25 protein-coding genes are annotated in these 21,898 nt (G+C 65.0%); 14 read left to right on the top strand and 11 right to left on the bottom strand.

Annotated features, from left to right (window positions below; all coding sequences use genetic code 11):
* Positions 1–7: 7 nt before the first annotated feature.
* Entirely contained in the window at positions 8–394 is a 387-nt protein-coding gene (locus JQ633_RS29765) for a winged helix-turn-helix transcriptional regulator (RefSeq protein WP_211988837.1), read from the bottom strand.
* A gap of 105 nt (positions 395–499) precedes the next feature.
* Here JQ633_RS29765 and JQ633_RS29760 point away from each other — a divergent pair, with 105 nt between their 5' ends.
* The 3 genes from JQ633_RS29760 to JQ633_RS29750 all read left to right on the top strand — a co-directional run bounded on the left by JQ633_RS29760 (position 500) and on the right by JQ633_RS29750 (position 2,736).
* The gene (locus tag JQ633_RS29760) at positions 500–1,111 is read left to right on the top strand and encodes an NAD(P)-dependent oxidoreductase (protein ID WP_211988835.1); all 612 of its coding nucleotides are present in this window, start codon (positions 500–502) and stop codon (positions 1,109–1,111) included.
* 209 nt (positions 1,112–1,320) lie between these two features.
* Positions 1,321–1,686, top strand: a complete 366-nt coding sequence (gene dksA / locus JQ633_RS29755) for an RNA polymerase-binding protein DksA (protein WP_211988833.1) — start codon at positions 1,321–1,323, stop codon at positions 1,684–1,686.
* 243 nt (positions 1,687–1,929) lie between these two features.
* Complete coding sequence (locus tag JQ633_RS29750) at positions 1,930–2,736, top strand: phytanoyl-CoA dioxygenase (RefSeq protein WP_211988831.1); 807 nt, start codon at positions 1,930–1,932, stop codon at positions 2,734–2,736.
* A gap of 30 nt (positions 2,737–2,766) precedes the next feature.
* Here JQ633_RS29750 and JQ633_RS29745 read toward each other — a convergent pair whose 3' ends face one another.
* A complete protein-coding gene (locus JQ633_RS29745; RefSeq protein WP_211988829.1) occupies positions 2,767–3,195 on the bottom strand; it encodes a winged helix-turn-helix transcriptional regulator in 429 nt (142 codons plus the stop codon).
* A 96-nt stretch (positions 3,196–3,291) separates the two neighbouring features.
* Here JQ633_RS29745 and JQ633_RS29740 point away from each other — a divergent pair, with 96 nt between their 5' ends.
* Together JQ633_RS29740 and JQ633_RS29735 are read left to right on the top strand one after the other, a co-directional pair.
* Complete coding sequence (locus JQ633_RS29740; RefSeq protein ID WP_211988827.1) at positions 3,292–4,320, top strand: SDR family oxidoreductase; 1,029 nt, start codon at positions 3,292–3,294, stop codon at positions 4,318–4,320.
* 87 nt (positions 4,321–4,407) lie between these two features.
* Positions 4,408–5,193 carry a 2-keto-4-pentenoate hydratase gene (locus JQ633_RS29735; RefSeq protein ID WP_211988825.1) on the top strand — a complete coding sequence of 262 codons (786 nt, stop codon included), beginning with the start codon at positions 4,408–4,410 and terminating at the stop codon, positions 5,191–5,193.
* A 181-nt stretch (positions 5,194–5,374) separates the two neighbouring features.
* On the opposite strand, the gene JQ633_RS29730 is transcribed toward JQ633_RS29735, so the two are convergent.
* Positions 5,375–6,118, bottom strand: a complete 744-nt coding sequence (locus JQ633_RS29730) for a carbonic anhydrase (RefSeq protein ID WP_211988822.1) — start codon at positions 6,116–6,118, stop codon at positions 5,375–5,377.
* A gap of 449 nt (positions 6,119–6,567) precedes the next feature.
* Here JQ633_RS29730 and JQ633_RS29725 point away from each other — a divergent pair, with 449 nt between their 5' ends.
* From JQ633_RS29725 to JQ633_RS29705, 5 genes are all read left to right on the top strand, one after another.
* Positions 6,568–6,891 (top strand): ArsR/SmtB family transcription factor, encoded by a 324-nt coding sequence (locus tag JQ633_RS29725; RefSeq protein WP_211988821.1) that lies wholly within the window; start codon positions 6,568–6,570, stop codon positions 6,889–6,891.
* Positions 6,888–7,319: an SRPBCC family protein gene (locus JQ633_RS29720; protein ID WP_211988820.1), complete on the top strand. Its 432-nt coding sequence runs from the start codon at positions 6,888–6,890 to the stop codon at positions 7,317–7,319. Before JQ633_RS29725 ends, JQ633_RS29720 begins: the two co-directional genes overlap by 4 nt.
* Before the next feature lie 55 nt (positions 7,320–7,374).
* A complete protein-coding gene (locus JQ633_RS29715; protein WP_211988819.1) occupies positions 7,375–7,605 on the top strand; it encodes a hypothetical protein in 231 nt (76 codons plus the stop codon).
* A 33-nt stretch (positions 7,606–7,638) separates the two neighbouring features.
* A complete protein-coding gene (locus JQ633_RS29710; protein WP_211988817.1) occupies positions 7,639–8,073 on the top strand; it encodes a DUF1801 domain-containing protein in 435 nt (144 codons plus the stop codon).
* 62 nt (positions 8,074–8,135) lie between these two features.
* Entirely contained in the window at positions 8,136–8,633 is a 498-nt protein-coding gene (locus JQ633_RS29705; RefSeq protein WP_249159739.1) for a GNAT family N-acetyltransferase, read from the top strand.
* Here JQ633_RS29705 and JQ633_RS29700 read toward each other — a convergent pair.
* The 3 genes from JQ633_RS29700 to JQ633_RS29690 all read right to left on the bottom strand — a co-directional run bounded on the left by JQ633_RS29700 (position 8,620) and on the right by JQ633_RS29690 (position 12,416).
* Positions 8,620–10,383, bottom strand: a complete 1,764-nt coding sequence (locus JQ633_RS29700) for an MOSC and FAD-binding oxidoreductase domain-containing protein (RefSeq protein WP_211988813.1) — start codon at positions 10,381–10,383, stop codon at positions 8,620–8,622. The two genes, JQ633_RS29705 and JQ633_RS29700, sit on opposite strands and share 14 nt — an antisense overlap.
* Positions 10,384–10,402: 19 nt before the next feature.
* On the bottom strand, positions 10,403–11,266 hold the full coding sequence (locus tag JQ633_RS29695) for a DUF427 domain-containing protein (protein WP_211988811.1): 864 nt from the start codon (positions 11,264–11,266) through the stop codon (positions 10,403–10,405).
* Positions 11,267–11,402: 136 nt separating this feature from the next.
* Positions 11,403–12,416, bottom strand: coding sequence for an AraC family transcriptional regulator (locus tag JQ633_RS29690; protein WP_211988809.1), 1,014 nt, complete (start codon positions 12,414–12,416; stop codon positions 11,403–11,405).
* Positions 12,417–12,526: 110 nt separating this feature from the next.
* Here JQ633_RS29690 and JQ633_RS29685 point away from each other — a divergent pair, with 110 nt between their 5' ends.
* The 3 genes from JQ633_RS29685 to JQ633_RS29675 are packed head-to-tail and all read left to right on the top strand — an operon-like array spanning position 12,527 to position 16,503.
* Positions 12,527–13,687, top strand: coding sequence for an acyl-CoA dehydrogenase family protein (locus tag JQ633_RS29685; protein WP_211988807.1), 1,161 nt, complete (start codon positions 12,527–12,529; stop codon positions 13,685–13,687).
* A gap of 2 nt (positions 13,688–13,689) precedes the next feature.
* Positions 13,690–15,174 carry a class I adenylate-forming enzyme family protein gene (locus JQ633_RS29680; RefSeq protein ID WP_211988805.1) on the top strand — a complete coding sequence of 495 codons (1,485 nt, stop codon included), beginning with the start codon at positions 13,690–13,692 and terminating at the stop codon, positions 15,172–15,174.
* Between the two features lie 57 nt (positions 15,175–15,231).
* Positions 15,232–16,503 carry an MFS transporter gene (locus JQ633_RS29675; RefSeq protein WP_211988804.1) on the top strand — a complete coding sequence of 424 codons (1,272 nt, stop codon included), beginning with the start codon at positions 15,232–15,234 and terminating at the stop codon, positions 16,501–16,503.
* 89 nt (positions 16,504–16,592) lie between these two features.
* On the opposite strand, the gene JQ633_RS29670 is transcribed toward JQ633_RS29675, so the two are convergent.
* The 3 genes from JQ633_RS29670 to JQ633_RS29660 form a co-directional block, all read right to left on the bottom strand.
* Positions 16,593–16,937 carry a hypothetical protein gene (locus JQ633_RS29670; RefSeq protein WP_211988803.1) on the bottom strand — a complete coding sequence of 115 codons (345 nt, stop codon included), beginning with the start codon at positions 16,935–16,937 and terminating at the stop codon, positions 16,593–16,595.
* Positions 16,938–17,138: 201 nt separating this feature from the next.
* Complete coding sequence (locus JQ633_RS29665; protein ID WP_211988802.1) at positions 17,139–17,432, bottom strand: antibiotic biosynthesis monooxygenase; 294 nt, start codon at positions 17,430–17,432, stop codon at positions 17,139–17,141.
* A 99-nt stretch (positions 17,433–17,531) separates the two neighbouring features.
* Entirely contained in the window at positions 17,532–17,969 is a 438-nt protein-coding gene (locus JQ633_RS29660; RefSeq protein ID WP_211988801.1) for a hypothetical protein, read from the bottom strand.
* A gap of 334 nt (positions 17,970–18,303) precedes the next feature.
* Between JQ633_RS29660 and JQ633_RS29655 the strand changes: the two genes are divergently transcribed.
* Positions 18,304–19,623, top strand: a complete 1,320-nt coding sequence (locus tag JQ633_RS29655) for a TAXI family TRAP transporter solute-binding subunit (protein WP_211988800.1) — start codon at positions 18,304–18,306, stop codon at positions 19,621–19,623.
* 21 nt (positions 19,624–19,644) lie between these two features.
* On the opposite strand, the gene JQ633_RS29650 is transcribed toward JQ633_RS29655, so the two are convergent.
* Positions 19,645–21,234, bottom strand: a complete 1,590-nt coding sequence (locus tag JQ633_RS29650; RefSeq protein ID WP_211988799.1) for an alpha/beta hydrolase domain-containing protein — start codon at positions 21,232–21,234, stop codon at positions 19,645–19,647.
* A gap of 124 nt (positions 21,235–21,358) precedes the next feature.
* Positions 21,359–21,877: a hypothetical protein gene (locus JQ633_RS29645; protein ID WP_211988798.1), complete on the bottom strand. Its 519-nt coding sequence runs from the start codon at positions 21,875–21,877 to the stop codon at positions 21,359–21,361.
* Between the last annotated feature and the right edge of the window lie 21 nt (positions 21,878–21,898).

The raw sequence follows: 21,898 nt of genomic DNA, 5'->3' as shown, positions 1-21,898 counted from the left end.
ACGCCTCTCACGCCGCCAGCGACTTCTGCTGCGTGTCGTAGCGGCGCTGCGCCGCCTGCACCTCTTTCAGGTTCTGCTCGGCCCAGTCGCGCAGCGGATCGACCGCTTCGGCGAGCGTCAGCCCGAGCGGCGTGATCGAATATTCCACCGTCACCGGAACGGTTGCGATGGCGCGGCGGCGGAGCAGCCCGTCGCGCTCCAGGCTCTTCAGAACCTGCGACAGCATCTTCTGCGAAATTCCTTCAATTGCCCGCCGCAACTGATTGAAGCGCATGGGTTCGCTGCGCAGCAGCAGCAGGATCAGCACCGCCCATTTGTCGCCGATCCGGTCGAGGATCTGGCGCGTCGGGCATTTCGCCGAATAGGCGTCCGGCTTCAGGTGCGAGGCTTTCATCGCGGTCACTCCGGCGTAATCAGGTGAGGCGTAAGTGCGTTCTTCACACCTACATCCTTTTCGCTATCTAGTCACCATCGGAAACCAAGTATTCGGAGATATCTGATGAAGATCGCCATCGCCGGTGCATCCGGCCGCGCCGGCTCGCGGATCACGGCGGAACTCGCCCGCCGCGGCCACACCGTCACCGCCATCGCCCGCAACCCGGAGAAAATTGCTGCACTGCCTAACGTCACCGCCAGGAAGGGCGACGTGCTCGACCAGGCCGGGCTCGCCGCGCTGTGGGCCGGCCATGACGCTGCAATCAGCTCGGTGCATTTCCTGGACAGCGACCCGGTCAGGCTGATCGGGGCGGCGAGGGACTCCCGGGTCGGCCGCTACCTCGTGGTCGGCGGCGCCGGCAGCCTCGAGGTCGCCCCCGGCGTCCGCCTGGTGACGACCCCGAACTTCCCGGCCCAGTACAAGGCCGAGGCCGAGAAGGGCGGCGCCTTCCTCGACCTGCTGCGGCAGGAAAAGGACCTGAACTGGACCTTCCTGTCGCCCTCGGCGCTGTTCGTGGAGGGCGAGCGGACCGGCAAGTTCCGTCTCGGGACCGACCAGCTTCTGATCGATCCGGCCGGAAAGAGCTGGATCTCGTTCGAGGACTTCGCAGTTGCACTCGCCGACGAAATCGAGCGCCCGGCCTATCCGCACCGGCGTTTTACGGTCGGTTATTAAGGCGGAGGGCTGTCCCCGGCCGGGCCGGATAAGTTTGCCTGTGCAAGGCCTTGGGGGCAGCCCGCCTTTCCTGGTGGCAGATATTGTCTGTCACAAGACGTGGCTATATAAGGCGCCGCGCGGAGGGGGCCCGTTCCCTCCGCCTGATAGGGACATGGCTGCCTTTGGAAAAGCTGAAGAACTACCGGCCGACTGAAAAAGAGCCTTTCATGAACGATCGGCAGCGCGAATATTTCCGCGCCAAGCTGATGTCCTGGAAGGACGAGATCCTCCGCGAATCGAAAGTCACGCTGCAGACTCTCCAGGAAGAGAACGTCAATCATCCCGACCTGGCCGACCGCGCGTCCTCGGAAACGGACCGCGCGATCGAGCTCCGTGCCCGTGACCGCCAGCGCAAGCTGATCTCGAAGATTGACGCGGCACTCCAGCGCATCGAGGACAACACCTACGGCTATTGCGAAGAGACCGGCGAGCCGATTTCGCTGAAGCGGCTCGAAGCCCGTCCGATCGCAACGCTGTCGGTGGAGGCGCAGGAGCGTCACGAGAAGCGCGAGAAGGTCTATCGCGACGAATAGTGGCGGCGTAACGCCATACATTGCTTACGGCGCGCGCCGCTTGTAGGTTCGCGCCGCCATGATGACACGTACTCTCAGCATCGCCGCGGTCTTCTTCCTGGGCTGCTGATCCCGCTTCCATCCTGAAGCGCTGATCGGCCCCGCGGGCTTTATGCCCCGCGGAACTCCAGTGAAACCGAACGAGCCGGCCAGGTTCCGCGCGTAGCGGGCCGCCGACGGCTGGCGACAGCTTGAGAAACTATCATGACTGATCGAGACGACACGCGCGCGCTTGATGCCGCGCAGATTTCGCATTTCATCGAACGGGGCTGTGTCAGGATCGACAATGCCTTTCCGCGGGAACTCGCCGATCAAGGCCGGGCCATCATGTGGCGCGACCTGCCGTGCCGCGAGCACGATCCCTCGACCTGGACGCAGCCGGTGATCCGGCTGCCGGGTTACGGCGGGGAGCCGTTCCGGCAGGCGATCAACATGCCGCTGCTGCACCGGGCGTTCGACCAGATCGCCGGCCCCGGCCGCTGGCGGTCGCGCGACAACATCGGAACCTTCCCGGTCCGGTTCCCGCATCCGGACGATCCCGGTGATGCAGGCTGGCATGTCGATGTCAGCTTCCCCGGCGACGATTGCGACCCGAACGAGCGGCTCGATTTCTCCGCGTGGCGGGTGAACATCACGTCGCGGGGCCGGGCGCTGCTGCTGCTGTTCCTGTTCTCCGACGTCGGCGAGGACGATGCGCCGACCCGGATCAGGGTCGGCTCGCACCTGCCGATGGCGCGCTACCTGGCGCCGGCCGGAGAGGCGGGACGTTCGCGCATGGTGCTCGACGATGTCGGCGCCGATTGCGAAGTCGCGCTCGCGACCGGCGAGGCCGGCACGGTTTATCTGTGCCATCCCTTCCTTGTGCACGCCGCGCAGATGCATCGGGGCAAGGCGCCGCGCTTCATGGCGCAGCCGGCGCTCGCCGCCGGCGAGCCGTACCGGCTCGAACGAGAGGACGGCGCGTATTCGCCGGTCGAGATCGCGATCCGGCGCGCGCTCGGGATTGATTAGTCGCGCATCGATCTAAAGGCGAGGCGACATTCAGGCCAGTCCGGCTCCGAGTGTTGCCTCGCTCGCTGCCACGCCGCGGCGTAGGCCGTGCGCCTTCGACCAGCTCAGCAATTCCCGGAATGCCGGCGTCAGGCCCCAGGCTGCGTCGGTCAGCTCGTAGGCGACCTGCAGCGGCTTCTCGGCGAGCACCTTTCGTAGCACCAACCCGTCGGTTTCAAGCTCGCGCAGTTGCGCCGTCAGCATGTGCTGGGTGATCGGCGCCAGCGCGCGGCGCAGTGCGCCGAAGCGGATGCCGCCATGCATCAGCGTGAACAGGATCTCCAATTTCCATTTGCCGCCCAGCGCGTGGACGGCGTGCTTGAAATCGACGAGCGTCGCGGGATCCGAGGTGCAGCTCGCGCAGTCGCCGCCGTCACACATATCGGTAGTATTGTTTTCCATACCGGTCTCGAATTTCATTCTACTTGCCCCGGCTCAGATAGTGACCAGATGCGGCCGGTGCAGGGTGGGCGGCGCGATTTCCGCGCCGCCGCCGAACCAGGGAGAAGGGCGACAATGAGCAGGGTTTTGGTCACGGGCGGCTCCGGCTTCATCGGCGTACACGCGATTCTGCAGTTGCTGGCCGCCGGGCACGAGGTGCGGACCACGGTGCGCAATCCCGTCCGCAACGCCGACGTGAGCGCGATGCTGCGCGAGGGCGGCGCTGCTGAGCCTGACAAGGTCGGCTTCGTCACCGCGGATCTGACGCGCGATGACGGCTGGCAGGAGGCTGCTGCCGGCTGCGAGTACGTGCTCCATGTCGCGTCACCGCTCGGCGCCTACATGCCCGAGGACGAGAACGAGCTGATCATTCCGGCGCGCGAAGGCACGTTGCGCGTGCTGCGCGCGGCGCGTGAGGCCGGCGTCAGGCGCGTCGTGCTGACGTCGTCGTTCGCCGCGATCGGCTATGGCCATCTGCCGCGCGCGACGCCGTTCGACGAGACGGTGTGGAGCAATCTCGACAGTGGCGACGTGCAGGCCTATCCGAAATCGAAGACGCTGGCCGAACGCGCCGCCTGGGATTTCGTCGCGCGCGAGGGAGGTGGCCTCGAACTTGCCGTGGTCAATCCCACCGCCGTGTTCGGTCCGGCGCTGGGGCCGGACTTTTCGGAATCGATCGGCATCGTCAAGGCGCTGCTCGACGGTGCGATGCCGGCGGTGCCGCGCATTCATTTCGGCCTCGTCGACGTGCGCGACGTCGCCGACCTGCATCTGCGCGCGATGACTTCGCCCAGGGCCGCCGGCGAGCGGTTCCTCGCGGTGGCCGGCGAGACCATGTCGATCCTCGAGGTCGGCCGCGTGCTGCGGGCAAAGCTCGGGGTGCGGGCGCGGCGCGTGCCGCGGTTCCAGGCGCCGGACTGGCTGATGCGGATCGCCGCCCGCCGCAACCCGATGGTCCGCGCGGCGCTGCCGCTGCTTGGCAAGGTCCGGCGATCCACCGGCGCGAAGGCGCGCGACCTGCTCGGCTGGAGCCCGCGCGGCAATGAGGAGATGATTGTGGCGACCGCCGAGAGCCTGATCAGGCTCGGCCTCGTCAAGGTGTGACGACGCTGCGCGTCCGGCGCGCTTGCCAGATGCGTCCCCGGGTGCTGAATTGCCGCAAGCAAACGCAATGACACGGAGGCAGCGTCAATGGACAGGGTCCTCGCGGCGGCAAAGGCGATCGCCGGTGCACGCCGCAGCAACGCGCCGCTGAAGGCGCTCACCAAGGACATCGTGCCGCGCGACGAAGCCGAAGGCTATCAGGTGCAGCGCGCGCTGCACGATCTGATGCAAAGCCAGGTCGGTAGCCTCGTCGGCTACAAGATCGGCTGCACCAGCGCGGTGATGCAGGAGTACATCAACATCCCGCATCCCTGCGGCGGCGGCGTCTTCGAGAAAGTGGTGCATGAGAGCGGCGTTCGGCTGGCGGCGTCCGACTTCGTCCATGTCGGCGTCGAGTGCGAGATCGCGGTGCGGCTGGCGCGCAATCTTTCCCCCGGCGAGGCGCCGTTCACCGCCGAATGGGTCGGCGAGGCGATCGAGGCCTACTATCCCGCGATCGAGATCGTCGACGACCGCTACGTCAAATGGGAGACGCTGGGCGCGCCGACGCTGATCGCCGACGACTTCTTTGCCGCCGGCTGCGTGCTCGGCGAGGGAGTGCCGCGCATCACCGCGCCGGATCTCCGCGAGGTGAAGGGACGCGCGCTGATCAACGGCAAGGAGGAAGGCAGCGGCACCGGCGCCGACGTGCTCGGCCATCCCCACAACGCGCTCGCCTGGCTCGCCAATCATCTCGCCGCGGAAGGCCGTGGCCTCCACGCCGGCCAGATCGTGCTGACCGGCAGCCTGGTGAAGACGGTGTGGCTGAACGCCGGCGATGCGGTCGTGATGGAGCTCGACGGGCTCGGCAAGGTGGAGGCGACGTTTACGTAGTGTCGTGTGAGTCTGACGCGTGCCACATAACCCCTGTCGTCCCGGCGAAGGCCGGGACCCATAACCACAGGATTGTGTGGTTTGGCCCAGTTGTGGCCCCAGCTTCGCGTAACAACGAATATTGGTGGTTATGGGTCCCGGCCTTCGCCGGGACGACACCGAATTCTTGTCGACGCCTTCCTCACACCACCATCTCGACCTTGCCGTCTTCGAGCCGGTAGATGCCGCCGACGACCTTGAGCTTGCCCTGCTCGACCGCGGCATTGAGGATCGGAGTTGCCGCCTTGAGTTTTGCGACGTTGTCGATGACGTTCTGCCGGGTCGCGTTCGCCAGCAGGTCGCCGGGCTTGCCCTGGCTCGCCTTCACCGCCGGCGCCAGCGCATCGACCAGCGAGGGCAAGTGACCGGGCAGGGTGGTGCCGTTCTTCAGCGACTTGATGGTGGCGTCGATCGCGCCGCAGCTGCCGTGGCCGAGCACCATGAACAGCGGCACGTTGAGTACGGCGACGGCGTACTCCAGGCTTGCGATGCTCTCGTCATTGGCGAAATTGCCGGCGACGCGGCAGACGAACAGGTCGCCGCGGCCACTGTCGAAGGCGTATTCCGGCGCGATCCGCGAGTCCGCGCAGCTCAGGATGCCCGCGAACGGATTTTGCCCGCCGGCCAGCGCCTCGCGCTCGTGCTTGAAATCATGCCGCCGCGTCACCCCGTCGATGTAGCGGGTATTGCCCTTGACCAGCCGCTCAAGCGCGGCATCCGGCGACAGCACGTTCTGCGGCTTCGGCGGCGGCTTGGTCTCCTTGCTCTTCTCCTTGGCGAAAGCCTGCGATCCGAGCGCGAGGCTGGCGGCGAGGCCGCCTGCGCCGATCATGAAGCGGCGCCGGGAGGTTTTAGCGGAGTGCGACACGTCGCAGAACTGGCACATACGAGCAATCTCCGTGAGCGGGAATCGATGAGAACAATGGTAGTGGGGCAGGAATAACGAGCAATGACAGCACGACGTAAAATTGTATTTGCGCGGCGCAGCACGCCCGAGCTTTTGCGTCTCGCTCGCCCTCACCGGGTGAGACGGGAGTATCCATACACTGAGCATCGATTCCGAAAAAGCGAAACATTTTCATGCATGGAGATTGACAGGATTTGCCGAGTTGCGTCTTGCCCCCGTCACCCCGGGCTCGCCGCGGCGCAGGCGCCCCGGATGACGGAGCAGGGCCGGTATTACCCATCGGTTATGTGACGAATGAGCGGAGCGCGACCCGGGCTTTCGCTGAAAATACCGGTTAGTTGCTTTCGACCCGGTGAGCATTCCCAGTTGACAGACCCATAGCTCCGCGGTTATGAATAATCCATAGCCAACAGGTTATGGATTCCCCGATGCCTGCCGCGCACGACGTCCTGTTCCGAACGCTCGCCGATCCGACCCGCCGGGCGATCTTCGAGCGGCTGTGCCGTGACGGCGAACAGACGGTCGGAGGCCTGACGTCGCAGGCCGGCATATCGCAGCCGGCAGTCTCGAAGCATCTCGGCGTTCTGAAGCAGGCCGGGCTGGTGCGCGACCGCCACGAAGGCCGGCAGACCCATTACAGCGCGCAACTCGGCGCGCTGGCGCCGCTGATCGATTGGACCAGCCGGATGGCCGGCTTCTGGCAGAACCGGTTCGACCACCTCGAAGATCTTCTCAAAAGGATGGACCAATGAACAAGACCGCGACCGAAACGCGCTCGGCGATCGTCGAGCGTGAATTTCCCCATCCGCCGGAAAAGCTCTGGCGCGCGCTGACCCAACCGCACCTGATGGAGGAGTGGCTGATGAAGAACGACTTCAAGCCCGAGGTCGGGCACAGCTTCAATCTGCGCGGCGAGTGGGGCGGCGTGCTGGACTGCAAGGTGCTGGCCGTCGAGCCGCACCGGACGCTGTCCTACACTTGGAATTTCGCCCATGAGGATGCCGCCTACAATCTGGAGAGCGTGGTGACGTTCACGCTGACGCCGACGGCGACCGGCACCCACCTGCGCGTCGAGCAGGCCGGCTTCCAGCCGCATCAGAAGCAGGCCTATGGCGGCGCCCACGCCGGATGGAAACAGTTCTTCGAGAAGCTCGATCAGGTGGTGGCGCGCGAGGAGTAGGGCGCCTCGCGTTCAGGATGCCGTCACAAATTCACAACACCAACAGGAGGTCCCATTGAACTCGAACAGCTTGATCCGACAAATCCACCGCTGGCTCTCGATCGCGTTCACGGTGGCCGTGATCGCCAATATCGTTGCCATGATGCTGCAGCAGCCGGCCGTCTGGATCGGTCTCCTTGCGCTGGTTCCGCTGATTCCCCTGCTGCTCACCGGCCTCTATATGTTCGCGCTGCCGTATCTGGCGCCGCGGCAGATCAAGGGCTCGACCGCGGCATCGCAAATATGATTGCATGCAATCGGACCGCAACGTGAGGCAGCAATGACGGCATCTGAACGGATCGACCGGATGATCGAGGAGATCGCGGACTGGCGTGGCAAGACGCTCGCCAGCCTGCGCAAGAGCATCCTCGCCGCCGACCCTGAGATCATCGAGGAATGGAAGTGGATGGGCAGCCCGGTGTGGGAGCGCGACGGCATCATCGCGGTCGGCAACGCCCACAAGGGCAAGGTGAAGCTCACCTTCATGTACGGCGCGAAGCTGCCGGACCCCGACAAGCTGTTCAACGCCGGCTTCGAGGGCAATGAGCGCCGCGCCATCGACCTGTTCGAGGGCGACAAGGTCAACGAACGCGCGCTGAAGGCCATGATCCGCGCCGCGATCGCGTTCAACCAGGCGAAGAAGAAGCCGGCCAAAAAGCCGGCGACGAAGCCTGCCGCCGCGAAGGGGCGCACAACGGCGAAGAAAAAGGCGTGAATTTTTCCCGCATTGTCACCGGATCCGGTCCATCCGGGATGATCGCGACCAGGCTCGCTGAATTGTCCGACGCCGCGGCGATCTCCGCGCTGCTGGTCGCCAACACCGTGGATCGCGGCGGCACGCTGCTGGGACAATGGCCGCGCGAGGTCATCGCGGCGCGGATTGCGGGCGGACAGCCGATCATCGTTGCGACCGGTGATCAGGACCGCTTGCTGGGCGCGCTCTTGACCTCGGAGAAGGAATATGACGAGGCCGCGCCGGTCCGGGCCATGCTGGCCGCATGGCCCGGAGGTTCGGATGCGTATGTCTATGGTCCCGTGTGCATTGCCCACGACGCGCGCGGCCTCGGAGTCCTCGAAGCGTTGCATGCGAAGCTGCGGGTGACGTTGGCGGGCCGCGAGGCGATCCTGTTCATCAGGGCGGACAATCCGCGCTCGCTGAAGGCGCATCTGCGGCTCGGCATGCGCGAGGTGGCGCGATATGAGCTCAGGGGTGACCCCTTCATCGTGCTGAGCGACGCGCCCGCCGCGCTGCCTGCAAATTTCAGAGATCGATGACGACGTCGCCGGTCGGCTGCGTGCAGCAGATCAGCAGGTTGCCATCGGGCGGCATGTCGAGCGGCTGCGTTCCATAGGCGACCGCACCGGAGATCAAGCCGCTTTCGCAATTGTGACAGACGCCGGTCCGACATGACCAGCGCACCGGCACGTCGCATGCCTCGGCGAGCTCAAGGATGTTTTGATAGGCTGACGCGTTCCAGTGCGCGGCAACGCCGCTGCGCGCGAACGAGACCAGCGGACCGGTCGCGGCATCGCCGGCGGGCGGATGCGGCGCGCGCGACGTGGCGCCGACGATGCCGGGATTGAGCGCTTCGCCGCCGCTGAAGATCTCGAGATGCTGCCGCTCCGGCGCCACGCCGTAAGCGGCGAGCGCCGCCTTCATGTCGGTCATGAAGCGATTGGGCCCGCAGATATAGACGTCGGCGTCGCGCGGCATGCCGACTGCTTCGAACGCCGATTGCGACAGGTGGCCCGGAGCATCGAAATCCTCGTCCACTTTGTCGAGTGCATCCGGCCTGCTGTAACGGACATGGAGGCGGCCCTGCGGGAGCGCGCGCATCAGACGGCGGACCTCGGCGGCAAAGGGGTGATGCTGCCGGTCGCGCGCCGCATGCAGCCACAGGACTTCTCGGGGCGAGCGCGCCGCAGCCAGCGCAGATAGCATCGCCAGCACCGGCGTTGCGCCGATTCCCGCGCTGAGCAGCACCACCGGCCGCGCGCCGGATTGCAGGATGAAGCTGCCGCGCGGCGAGCTGACGTCGATGAAATCGCCGACCTTGATATGGTGACGCAGATAGTTTCCAGCGGCTCCGTTCGGCTCGATCTTCACACTGATGCGATGGGCTTCGGCCGAGGGCGGGCCCGACAGCGAGTAGCTGCGCAGCAGCGGCGGGCCATCGCCGGCCGGCCGCAGCCGCAGCACGATGTACTGGCCGGGAAGAGCCGGCGGCAGCGGCCGACCATCCGGGTCGCGCAGCGACAGCGAGAGCACATCGGCGGACTCCTGCTCGATCGCGGTGATTGCGAGCGGACGAAATCCCGGCGCGACCGGATGCGCAGCGGATGCCGGTGCCAGCCCCGCGTTGCCGGTTGCTGAACTGGTCGCCTTGCCCTTCAGCAAGGCTTCGAACGACCAGCGCCATCCCGGCGACAAAGCGCCGATCCGCAACGCGCGCTCCAGGCGCTCGCGCGGATGATCGGACGAATAGAGCAGGGCGTTGATCTCGGCGATGGTCATGCGCTCGTCCGCTTCAGCGACCTTGACGATCTCGTCGCCGGTGCCGACCTCGCCTTCCTCAAGGACGCGGAAATAGAAGCCCGGGCGCCCGCTCGATGTCAGCAGCGCCGGCATTCGCGGCTCGGCGACCCGGATGCCGACGCGATAGCAGGTCACGCGCGGCTGCGTGACCTCGAACAGCGCGCTGCCGATCCGGTATCGGTCGCCGATGCAGACGGTATCGTCGGGCAAGCCTTCGATGGTGAAATTCTCGCCGAACTGGCCATGGACGAAATCGGTCCGTTTCAGCTCGTCCTGCCAGTGGCGATAGGATTCGATCTGGTAGACGAACACGGCGCGCATCTCGCCGCCATGGCCGCCGAGATCGCCCTGGCCGTCACCGGCGAGATTGAGCCGGCCGACCTTGCAACGTCCCTGCACCGGATCCTTCCAGATCCCGGTATGCACGATGCGGCCCTTCCACGCGATGTCGCGCGGCAGTCCGACATTCACCGACAGCAGTCGCGCCATCTTACGCTCCGCTTCTGGCTTACGGACGGGCGAACTCTTCGACGTCGAGATTGCGATCGGGGCCGTGCGGCACCACCGCTTGACCCGGCTCGAGGCGAAGTTGAGCGCCGTCGAGATGGACCGTCACGATGTCGGGCTCGAACGACACCAGGTTGGAGATGCGGCGGACCTCGGGGTAGGGCTCGGGATACGACCACGCCGCCTGGCGCGCGTCGCCGATCGAGTAATAGCTGCAAAGTCCCTTGTAGGGGCAGAAGGTCTGCAGCTTGACCGGCGTGAGCGCCGCCTCGTCGATGTCGTCGCGCGGCACGTACCAGCGCGGCGCGAAGCCCGACTCGTAGAGCACCAGCGGCCGTTTGGTGTCGGCAATGACGCGATCGCCGTGGCGGACCACGAGGTTGCGCGAGGCCTGGCGAATGTCGATGCGGTGATAGGGATCGGCGGCGTGGCCGACGATCCGTTCGTCTTCCTCGTAGAACGCATCCATCGCGCGCCATGCAAAGGCGATGCGGCCCTGCAGATCGCTGGCGTGGGCGGGCAGGCCGGTGTGCTGCCATGCGCCGCGCGCCGCGACGTGCTGCTCGGTCGCCCGGACGCTGTACCAGGACGTCGGGCCGAGATCGGCGTGCTGCGTGATTTGATCGGCGCGCTCCAGCACGCCTGCCGCAATATCGGCCTCCGGGAAATAAGCGACCGGATAGCGGGCCGGCTCGAACAGCAGCAGCACGTCTTCGCTGTCGGCGACCCAGGCACCGCCGAAACGCACGCGCATCCGCCGGCGCAGCCGTTCGACGTACAGCAAGCGCTTGGGTAATGGTTCCGGCACGAGGAAGCGGCCGACTGCACCGGGTGACAGCGGACCTTGTTGCCAGGACAATCCCATAGCTCTCCTCCCATTGCTTGGACGATCGAGACCGGCAAATGCCGCCGCTCTATGCCGCCGCTCTATAGTGCCGCAGCATGGAAAGGCGTGCGAAATTTCCACGACAAGGATGGCGACTTTCGGGCCAGAGCCGTGGCTAGGACGCCAGCATCTCGCGATACCGGCCCGGGCTGCAGGCCATCCAGTTCTGGAACGCGCGATAGAAGGCGCTCGGCTCGCGATAGCCGAGTTCGGTGGAGATATCGCCGATCGAGGTGCGGGTGGTCAGCAAAAGTTCGATCGCCTTGTCGCGCCGTACCTCGTCCTTCAAGGCATGAAAACTCTGCCCCTCCAGGTGCAGCCGCCGCCGCAGGGTTCTGGGCGGTAGTTCGAGCGCGCGGCAAAGCTCGTTGAAGTCCGGCCAGTCTCTGGCGGGTTTGGCCAGCAGATGCTGGCGAAGCACGTCGGCCATCGCCTGATCGTGATAGTAGCCGGCCAGCAGGTTCTCGGGTGCGCGACGCAGGAATTGTCCGAGACTGCGGCTCGAGCGAACGATCGGCAGTTTCAGGAAACGGCTGTCGAACACGATCTGTCCGACCGGTTGCTCGAAACGGACCGGCGCGCCGAAGAACGTCTTGAAGCTGCTGGTGGGCTCGGGGGCCGCCGCCGTCATGTCCATCTGCAGCAGTGCGACGTTGCGGCCAACGAGCCAGCACATCATGCCGTGCAGCATGACCCAGTAGGAGCGATACGCGAAAGCCGAGCCCGGACGGCGATGATCTTCGAGAATGATCCTGGCGGTGCGGCCTTCGGTCGATATCGATGCGCTGGGATCATCCAGGATCAGGTTCAGGAACTGGATCGCGCGGCGCACCGCCTTGCCGAGCGAGCCGCAATGGATGGCGCAATTGCACATCATGTCGAAGCTGCCGGGACGCATCGCGCGCGCACCGAGATCGAAGGCTTCGTCATCGATCGCAGCCGACACGGTGCGCCACAGCCGCGCGAACTGGCTCACCGAGATCCTGGCGTCGACGCCGGACGTCGCCACGATGTCGGAAAGGCCCGCTGTCTGCAGGATTCGTTCAGGCGAGAGCTGGTGCGCCCGCACGCTGTTCAGCGCGTCGAACACGAACCCGATGGGAACAACGTCGTTGCGGTCCTTGATCATGTGTGCACTGCAATATGGCAAACTCGGCCAGCATTTTTAAACAGTTTTGCTATCGTTTGCGATACCGCCTTGTGCAAATAAATCCTGCAAAACACGGGTCAGGAGAGGCAATGCACGAGGCCAAACTGTGGGTTGATCACGTCGCGCCCGACTTCGTGGCCGCCTTGCGCGAGGCGGTGGCGAAATATGTCGCGCCGCTGGCCGACGCCATCGACCGCGATGACATCTATCCCGTCGCCAGCATCAAGGCCCTCGCACGGCTCGGCTACACCAGCATGACGCTTCCCGCCGAGTATGGCGGCCGCGGTGCGAGCTTCGCCGAAAGCGCGGCCGTCTTCGAGGAAACGTCCTATGCGAGCGCCGCGGTCGGCATCAGCCTCATCACCATCCTGCAGGCCCAGACCATCATCCAGATGTTCGGCCAGGACAGCCTGAAGTCGGCGGTGCTGCCGGAATTCCGCGAGGGCCTGATCACATCCTATGCCTTGACCGAGGCGAACCACGGCAGCGACATCCGCAGCCTCGACACCAAGGCGGTGCGGCGCGGCGACCGCTGGGTGCTCAATGGCCGCAAGTCGTTCATCACGTCAGGCTCCGCGGCCGAGGCCTACTGCATTCTCGCCGAAACCGAGCGCGGTGTTTCGACCTTCTTCGTCAGGCGCGACTTCGAGGGTGTATCGACCTTCAAGGGCCCGAACGCCACGACCTTCGGCCTGCGTAACGGGCCGCATGTCGATCTCGTTCTCGATGATGTCGCGATCCCGCTCGATCACATGATCGGCGAGGAGGGCAAGGGCGTTCGCCAGGCGGTGACCACGCTCGACTTCTCGCGCACGGTCGCAGCCGCGATTTCCGCCGGCATCGCGAGGGCCGCCTTCGACGGCGCGCTGCAGTTTGCCAAGACGCGGATCGTGTTCGACAGGCCGGTGTTCGACATGCAGGGCATCCAGTGGTACTTCGCCGAGATGCTCACCGAGATCGATGGGGCCCGGCTGCTGACCTACGATGCGGCCCGCGCGCTCGACCGGCACGACCAGATCGCCCGCTTCTCGAGTGAGGCGAAGCTGATGGCGAGTCGCGTTGCGACAAGGGTTGCCGCCAAGGCGATCCAGATCTGCGGCGCCTATGGCGTGATGGAGACCGCGCCGTTCGGCCGCTATCTGCGCGATGCGAAGGCCTATGAGATCGCCGGCGGCTCATCGGAGATCCTCAAGAACACGATCGCAAAGCGCCTGCGCGAGCCCGTTGCACCCCGGCCGGGACCGGTCTGACCATGATCACGCAAGCGCTGCACCGGCGGGCCGCGACAAGTCCACACCGCGAATTCGTCGTCACCGACGAGGTCACGATCAGCTATGGGCAGATGTCGCTTCTGGTGCGGCGCTTTGCATCGCGGCTGGCCGGCAGTGGCGTGCGGCGCGGACAATCGGTCGCGCTGATCTGCGGAAACCGGCCGGCATTCCTGATTGCATGGTTCGCGCTGAACGACCTCGGCGCCATCACGGTGCCGCTGAACACTGGACTCGTCGGCGAGGGACTTCGTTACACGCTAACGCAGAGCAATTCCTCGCTGCTGCTGATCGAGCCCGACTTGCTGGCAACGATGGCCGCGGACCTCGAACAACTGCCGTCGAAGCTTCCGACGATGCTGCTGGATCAATCGGTCGAGACGGATGGCGCCGACGGCGATGCCGTCGAGATCGTTGCCGGGGGCGATACAGAGCCGAACAGCATCCTCTATACGTCGGGGACGACGGGGCTGCCGAAGGGCGCGGTGCTGCCGCATGGCTCGTACCTGCAGGCCGGCAAGGACATGGCGCGTTCACTCGGCCTGACGGAAGACGACCGCATCATGGTCTTCCTGCCGCTGTTTCACGCCAACCCGCAGATGTACGCGGTGCTGCCCGCGCTCGAGGTCGGCGCCGCGCTGATCCTGCGGCCGCGCTTCAGCGCAGGTGATTTCTTCACCGATGCGCGCCGGCACCGTGCCACCGGCTTCACCTATGTCGGGACCGTCCTGAGCATCCTGATCAAGCGCCACGAAGAGGAGCAGCGCGACCATGGTCTGCGCTGGTGCGTCGGCGGCGGTGCGCCGCTGAACATCTGGCGCAGCGTCGAGCAGCGCTTCAACATCGCCGTCCGCGAGCTCTACGGCATGACGGAGACCGGCGGCTGGGTGACGATGAACACGGCGGAGGCGTCGCGACTGGGCTCGGTCGGGCGCCCGCGCCAGGGCATCGAGGTCGCGATCCGCAACGATGGCGGCGATGCGCGGCAGGGAACATCCGGCGAGATCGTTGCCCGCGCGGCCGACCCGACGGTGTTCCTGAGTGAATACTGGAACAATCCGGAGGCCACCGGGGCGACGCTTCGTGACGGCTGGCTGCACACCGGCGACCGCGGATCGATCGACGCCGACGGCTTCCTGTTCTTCGAGGGCCGGCTCAAGGATCTGATCAGGCGTGCGGGTGAGATGATCTCGCCCGCCGAGATCGAGACCCAGCTCCTGAAGCATCCCGAGGTGCGCGAATGCGCTGTGGTCGGCGTGCCCGATGAACTGCTCGGCGAGCAGGTGGTCGCGGTCGTCGTCGCCGCCCGGCCGCTCGCGGCAGACGTTCTGCGCGAGTTCATGCGAGCGCGGATCGCCGCGCATCTGCTGCCCGGATCTTTCGTCTTTGCCGATGCGCTGCCGAAGACCGAGACCGAGAAGATCAAGCGGCACGAGGTCATCAAGCTAGCAGCGACAATAAGCACGTAACGAAACCGATCCGCCTCGAGAGCAGACGGTCAATCAACAAACAGACAGGGGAAACCAATGAGCCAAACCATCGAGGCCCGAAACGTCGAACTGGCGGGGCACGGCCTGACCGAGTTCTATGCCAGCCTCAATGCCACCGAGCGCAGGACGTTCTGGGCCTGCTTCGCCGGCTGGGTACTCGACGGGATGGATTTCATGATCTATCCGCTCGTCATCGGCACGTTGATCGCGCAATGGCACGTGGCTCCCGCGCATGCCGGTTTCGCCGTGACGGCGACATTGCTGGCGTCGGCGGTGGGCGGCTGGGCGGCGGGCATTCTCTCGGACCGCATCGGGCGGGTACGCACGCTGCAAATCACCATCCTCTGGTTTTCGATCTTCAGCCTGCTGTGCGCCTTCGCGCAGGATTTTACCCAGCTGACTATCTTCCGGACGCTGCTCGGCATCGGCTTCGGCGGTGAATGGACCGCGGGTGCCGTCTTGATGGGCGAGACCATTCGCGCCGAGTTCCGGGGACGGGCCGTCGGCTCGGTGCAATCGGGCTGGGCCGTGGGATGGGGGATCGCGGTTCTGCTGCAGGCGATCTTCTATCTCGCTTTGCCGCCCGAAGAAGCCTGGCGCTGGATGTTCGCTTTCGGAATGGCGCCGGCACTGCTCATCCTGGTGCTGCGGCGCTACGTTCCCGAGCCGGCGATTTCGGGACGCGCGCTGTCTGCGGATACCGAGCGGGGGTCGTTCTGGGAGATCTTCCAGCCGCCGGTGCTGAAGGCGACGCTGCTGACAGCGTTGCTGGGGACGGGCGCGCAGGGCGGCTATTATGCGATCACCACCTGGGTCCCGCTCTATCTGAAGTCGGAGCGGCATCTTTCCATCATCGGGTCGAGCGGCTATCTCGCGGTGCTGATCGCCGGCTCGTTCTGCGGCTATCTCGCGGGCGCCTGGCTCTCCGATCGCATCGGGCGGCGCAATCTGTTCCTGCTGTTCTCGATCCTGTCGCCCCTGCTCGTGGTCGCCTATCTGATCCTGCCGATCTCGGACAATCTGATGCTGGTGCTCGGCTTCCCGCTGGGCTTCTGCGCCAGCGCGTATTATTCGGGGCTCGGTCCGTTCTTCACCGAGATGTTTCCCACCCGGCTGCGCGGCTCAGGACAGGGATTTGCCTACAATTTCGGGCGCGGCTTCGGCGCGTTGTTTCCGACGCTGGTGGGCATCCTGGCGGCAAAACTGTCGCTTGGCCTCGCGATCGCGATCTTCGCCCTGATCGCCTATGGCCTGTTCTTCATCATGTCGCTTCTCATTCCCGAGACGCGTGGACGCGCGCTGAGCTAGATCGGGCGCGAGCGCCGTACCCAACGAACCGGAGCGGCTTGGATTGAAAAAGCCGCGTCCGGACGTTGGACTGCGGCTTTGCTGCGCGACTATGCCGAGATGTCGACCGTCTGGCCGGCCTTGCCGGCGTTCTTCTCGAACTGCTGCTCGATCAGATCCTTGATCTTCTGCTCGACTGCTTTCTGCTGCTCGGGCGTCATGTTCTTCAGGTCTTCTTCCGACAGGCCCATGCTCTTGAGGATGTTGGCGCGCATCCGGTCCATCGGGCTCATCTGCGCGTATTTGAGGAACTGCTGCTCGACGCTGTTGTCGCCGAGCATGCCGGATACGGATTGCGCCGATCCCGCCGAACTGCCGTCCTGCGGCTTCTTCAGCGATCCGCTCCTCATGCTGGCCACCAGCGAGCCATAGGCCGAGATCGACGACGTCTGCATGCGCGTCCCCCAATGCAATGCTGCGCTTGCGGAGCAAATGGCGTGCCATGCGCCGTCGCCATGATTTCAAGGGGATAGCGCAACACCCCGCACGCGCAGGATGCACGGCGGGCAGCTTCTGCCGGGCGAGCTTTGCCGGGGCCGCAGTCGTCAGGCCTTGGTGTGCACGATCACCGGACCCGCAACCTCGGTTGCGGCCCATCAGGCCTTGGTGTGCACGATCACCGGACCCGCAACCGCGGTTGCTTGCCCGACCAGCAGCGGACCGAGATTGTCGTCGATCCAGGCCAGCGCGCGGCGATTGGCCTCCTCGGCGCCGGCATAATTGTTGAAGACGCTGATCGCGGTGACGGTGTCGTCGCCGGCATAGACCACGTAATAGGCCATGAAGCCTTCGACGTCGCTGATGATCGGGATCGCGCCTTCCTTGATCCGGCGCGCGAGTTCTTCGGCGGTGCCGGTCTTGGCCTTGGCCTGACGGATGGCGGCATACATGGCGTGCTCCTCCCGGCTGGATCGATCGTTGCTGCGCTTTGCGCAGGCGCGATCGTACGCCGGCCCGGGCGCAGACGCCATCGCCCATCGGGACGGGGATCAGGCGAAGCGCTTGGCGACCAGCCGCTTGGCCCCGCGTCGGTTCGGCAGCTTCGGCAGCCGCGCCAGGTCGGCGCGGGCAGGGGTGCCTTCGGGACCCGGCGCCGGCTCGATCTCCTGCTCCTGCAGGAACAGCGTCGCCTCGAACCGCAGGCCGGGGGCCTGCTTGGCAGTTCCCGAGCACACCGCTCGCTTGCCGTTGAAGTGGCCGATCAATTGCGCTTCGACCTCGTCGCAGCCGAACAGCGTGGTCGGGCCGTCGGCATAGCGGCGCGTCGTCAGCGTCGCGGTGAAGCTGTCAGCATCGAGGTCGTAGCAGCCGCCATAGGTGAACACGGCGTCACCGCCGGTGATGGTGCCGTTGGCCAGACGGACTACTCCGGTGCCTTCGCCGTTCGGCGTCCGGAACCAGGCCGCATATCGACCGTCTCTGTCCATGATGTGATGCGAGAAACCCCTGCGCTGCGCTTCCCTACGTTGCAAGCGCAGCAACTTCCACTGCGCGTTGCTGCGACGGTTAACGAACCGACAAGGCGGTGTTGCAATTTGTGCTGTCAAATATCGGAAACAACCCCATGCAAAGTAGCCGGGCTTGCGGGGCGTTCGGCAAAGGTAACTTGATATGTCGGGCACCTCACGGAGACGTTTCATTTATTCCGAAATTGCGTAGCCGCCAAATCGTATGCAGTTTACCCTCGCTTCGCGCGATGCCCTATGTAAGATCGCGGCGGCGAGAGCACGCCCGGCTCGCTCAATGCCCGAGGGAGACGCGATGCCGAGCCTTGCTGTCAACCTATGGCCGCGATCGCTGCGAATAGCGCTGGTCGGTATCGCGGCCGCCGCCGCCATCAGCGGTGGATGGTTTGCGTACCGCTATTTTGCCAAGCCCGTTTACCTCACCGTTGCCGCCGGTTCGGTCGATGGCGAGGCGCTGTCGCTGATCTCGGCGATCGCAGCGCGCCTGGCGGCGTCGAACGCCCACACCCGGTTGCGGGTCGTCGACAGCCAGACGTCGGCCGGAGCATCGGCGCTATTAGCCTCGGGCAAGGCGGACCTTGCTGTGGTTCGCGGCGATACCGCAGGCCTCGCCGATGCAAGAAGCGTCCTCCTGCTGACGCACGGCGTCGTCCTGATCGCGGCGCCATCGAGCGCGAGCGCCGATGATCTTGGCGATTTGCGCGACGCCACCGTCGGGGTCATCGGCGGCCCCATCAATCGGCCGGTCGTCGATGCGCTGAAGCAGGTCTATCAGTTCGACCGCGCCAAGGTTCGATTTCAGGATGTCGCGGTGACGGAAGGTACGGCGGCGCTGTCGTCCGGACAGGTGCAGGCGCTCCTTGCCGTCGTGCCGGTCACCGAGAAATATCTGGCAAGGCTGCGGCAATTCTTTCAGGGGGCCGGCGCGAAAGGCGCGGTCCCCAAGCTGATTGAGATCGAATCGGCCGGGGCGGTCGCCAATGTCGCGCCGTATTATGAAAGCTATGACATTCCCAAGGGCACCTTGCGCGGAGCACCGCCCGTTCCGTCCGACGACCTGACGTCGCTGCGGGTGTCGCTCTTTCTGGTCGCCAACAAATCGGTGGATGCCGACACCATCACGGACCTGACGCAGTCCCTTGTCGATGTCCGGCGCGATCTGCTGTCACAATACCCGGTGCTGGCGCAGGCCGCAGCCCCCAGCACGGATACCAATGCCTTGATCCCGATTCATCCGGGAGCGGCGACCTACTACAACGGAAACCAGCAGAGCTTCCTCGATAAGTACGACGACAAGCTATATTACGGCTCGCTTCTGCTGGGGTCGCTGATTTCGATCGTTCTGGCTGCATGGCGATTCACGAATGCCGGAGTCGGGTCGAAAAGCATGCTGGAGCCGCTTTACGCGCTTGGCGACGAGGTCAGGAATGCGCGGAGCGAGGCCGAACTCGACGAAACGGAAAAGCGCATTGACGACATACTGAGGGCAGAGCTCGCCAGGAACGCCAGCGCAGATAGCGTCGACAGCAACGAGTTGACTGCGCTCGGTCTTGCTACGCAAAGGCTCCATCACTTGATACGGCAGCGGCGAACAGTGCTTCGCGGCTCGCCATAGTCGATAGCCGGCTTGGCCCACTCAACGTGGCTCGGCATTCGTTGGTGCGGGCGCGAACAGGTTGGTCGACGCGGCTTCCTGAACGATCACCGCCGCGTCTTCCGGCAGCAGAAAGCCACGCGCCAGCAGATCCTGGGCGGCGATCCGGATCCGGTTCACGTAATCGTCGCGGCCGTGATAGCGCTCTTCGATCGACGGGCGGGCGTCACCGGTACGCTCTCGTTCCGCTTTGGTCGCTGCGAATGGCGAGAAGGACCCGATCAGCATGCAGGTGAATGTCTGCGGCTGGTTCTGGGCGCCATTGGTCCCGGTCGGCACCGCGACATCCGGCAGCCGCACGCCGCCGAGCGCATTGCCGTCCTGATCGCGCTTCGGCACTTGTATCACTGCGGCGGAAAGCCGGGTCGGGGCGCGCAGCGCAACTGGCTCGCCGCCCGCGGCTTCAAGCGGCATCAGTTCGCTGGCGGGCGGCTCGGTGTTGCGGCTCACCCAGGCATCAAGGTGCAGCAGCAGCGCCCGCGACAGCGGCGACCAATCGAGCCGGCCCGGCGTCAGTGTGCAGGCGGGTGCCTTGGGGGCGGGTACATGCGGGCCTCCCGCGATATCGTACATCCGCACATTGGCGGGCAGTGGCTGATCCGCGGTTCCGGACGCGCCCGTGCGGCCAAGCGAAGCGCGCAGCGAATAGTAGTCCGTGGTGGAGCTCACGAGTATCATCCTCGGAGGCACCTCGCCGCGCGCCTCGACCTTGGCCGTGATCTCCCCGATCGTGAGCGGTCCGTCATTCACGCCGGGAAAATCCGGGTTGTCGAATGTGGGAGCCCCCTCGGCGCTCGACATTGGTCCAAGACCCGTCTGCAGGATCGGAAGCAGGCCAGCGGCCGAGACGAACACATGCATTCCGTCGAAGACACGGCGGTTGCCCGTCATGTTGAAGCCGTTCAGGAGAAAGGTCTTCAGGAATCGTCCATCCTGGGACCTGCCGCTCGCGAGCACGCGGTTGATCGCTCCCTTGAGCGGGTTGGGCGTTCCGCCCTTGTCGGAAGCTGCATGCGCGAAGAAATCTGCGGCATCGCGGACGATCGCAAAGCCCACTCCCTCGACGAAGCGTGTCTTGCCATCGGCGTCAGCGAACGAAGGCAGGTCCGCACCCTGTCCAAGCTCCCAAAAAACCTCCGCAACCGCGAAACCATGGTCCTGAAGAAAGCCGGTGCCGTGCTCCAGCGTGCCCGGGAGAAACCGCGCGTCGCGTGGCGAGTTGTAGATCGCCTCGGCCCAGACTTGTCCGCGGTTGGGTACGTCCACCAGCAACGCGCCGTTTTCTCCGCGCGGAGCCGCCGGCATCATGAGAATGATCTTCGCCGCGTAGTCGACGCGCCCGCGTTCATTGCGCGGCGCCTTGTCGATCCCGGGGATGGCCTCTTGCGGCGACAGGTCGCCGCGGATCTTGCCCTGCCAGATCACATAGTCGCCGGCGCGAAATGTGCCGTAAGGCTGCTTCGACGTGAACTCGATCCGGGTCACTTCTGCGCCCGCAGGCCGCGCCGTCGAGATCAAGCTGAACAAGCAAAACAAGAACGTCACAATCCGCCCGTTTCGACGGTGCGGCATGGGAATTCTCCATAGGGGATAGCGGCTGGTTCCGAGCATTTCTTGATCACGACACGCCGTATCAGAACGGACATGATGGACCGGCAACTTTTTCACCGGTCCATCGCCTGTCGCGATGGCCTTCTCACTCCATCCAATAGTCGATGTCCGTCTGATTGGCATTGATGGCGGCCTTCGGCTCGGACGGGCCATGACTGCTGATGATGCCACGCATTCTGGCGAGGCTGCCCGTGCCACCGGTAATGACGCCCGATGTCATGTTCGTAAGCTTCCCATCTCCACTGCTTTGAGCGACCAGGGATGTCCTGACAAAGAACTTCTCCCCGTTCTCCAGTATCCAAACGTTGTAGATGAGGGCCGGACCGTTGTTGTCGATGTAGTCCGACATGCCGCGTGTCCACTGCTCCTTCAACCTCGATCCGTTGATGAGGGGGGCATCGTCACCATAGGTCCGCCGAATTTCGAAGAGCCGGGCTTGATGTCCCGGAATGTCGCCAACGTCGATGACGTGTTGTTGGGTGTATACCGTCTGAGTTGCCGGCGTATCATAGCTGACGTGGTGCTTTTGCTGCGCAATGGCCACCGGCGCGGTTAGAGCCATTGCGAGAGTGATCGTCATTCCAGGCGCGATATTGCGAAACATGCGTGACCTCTCATGCTGGAA

It is taken from the genome of Bradyrhizobium tropiciagri, assembly GCF_018130505.1.
Taxonomy (GTDB): domain Bacteria; phylum Pseudomonadota; class Alphaproteobacteria; order Rhizobiales; family Xanthobacteraceae; genus Bradyrhizobium; species Bradyrhizobium tropiciagri_B.
The sequence above is the reverse complement of the archived record's forward strand: the minus strand, read 5'-3'. Positions and strand labels throughout refer to the sequence as shown.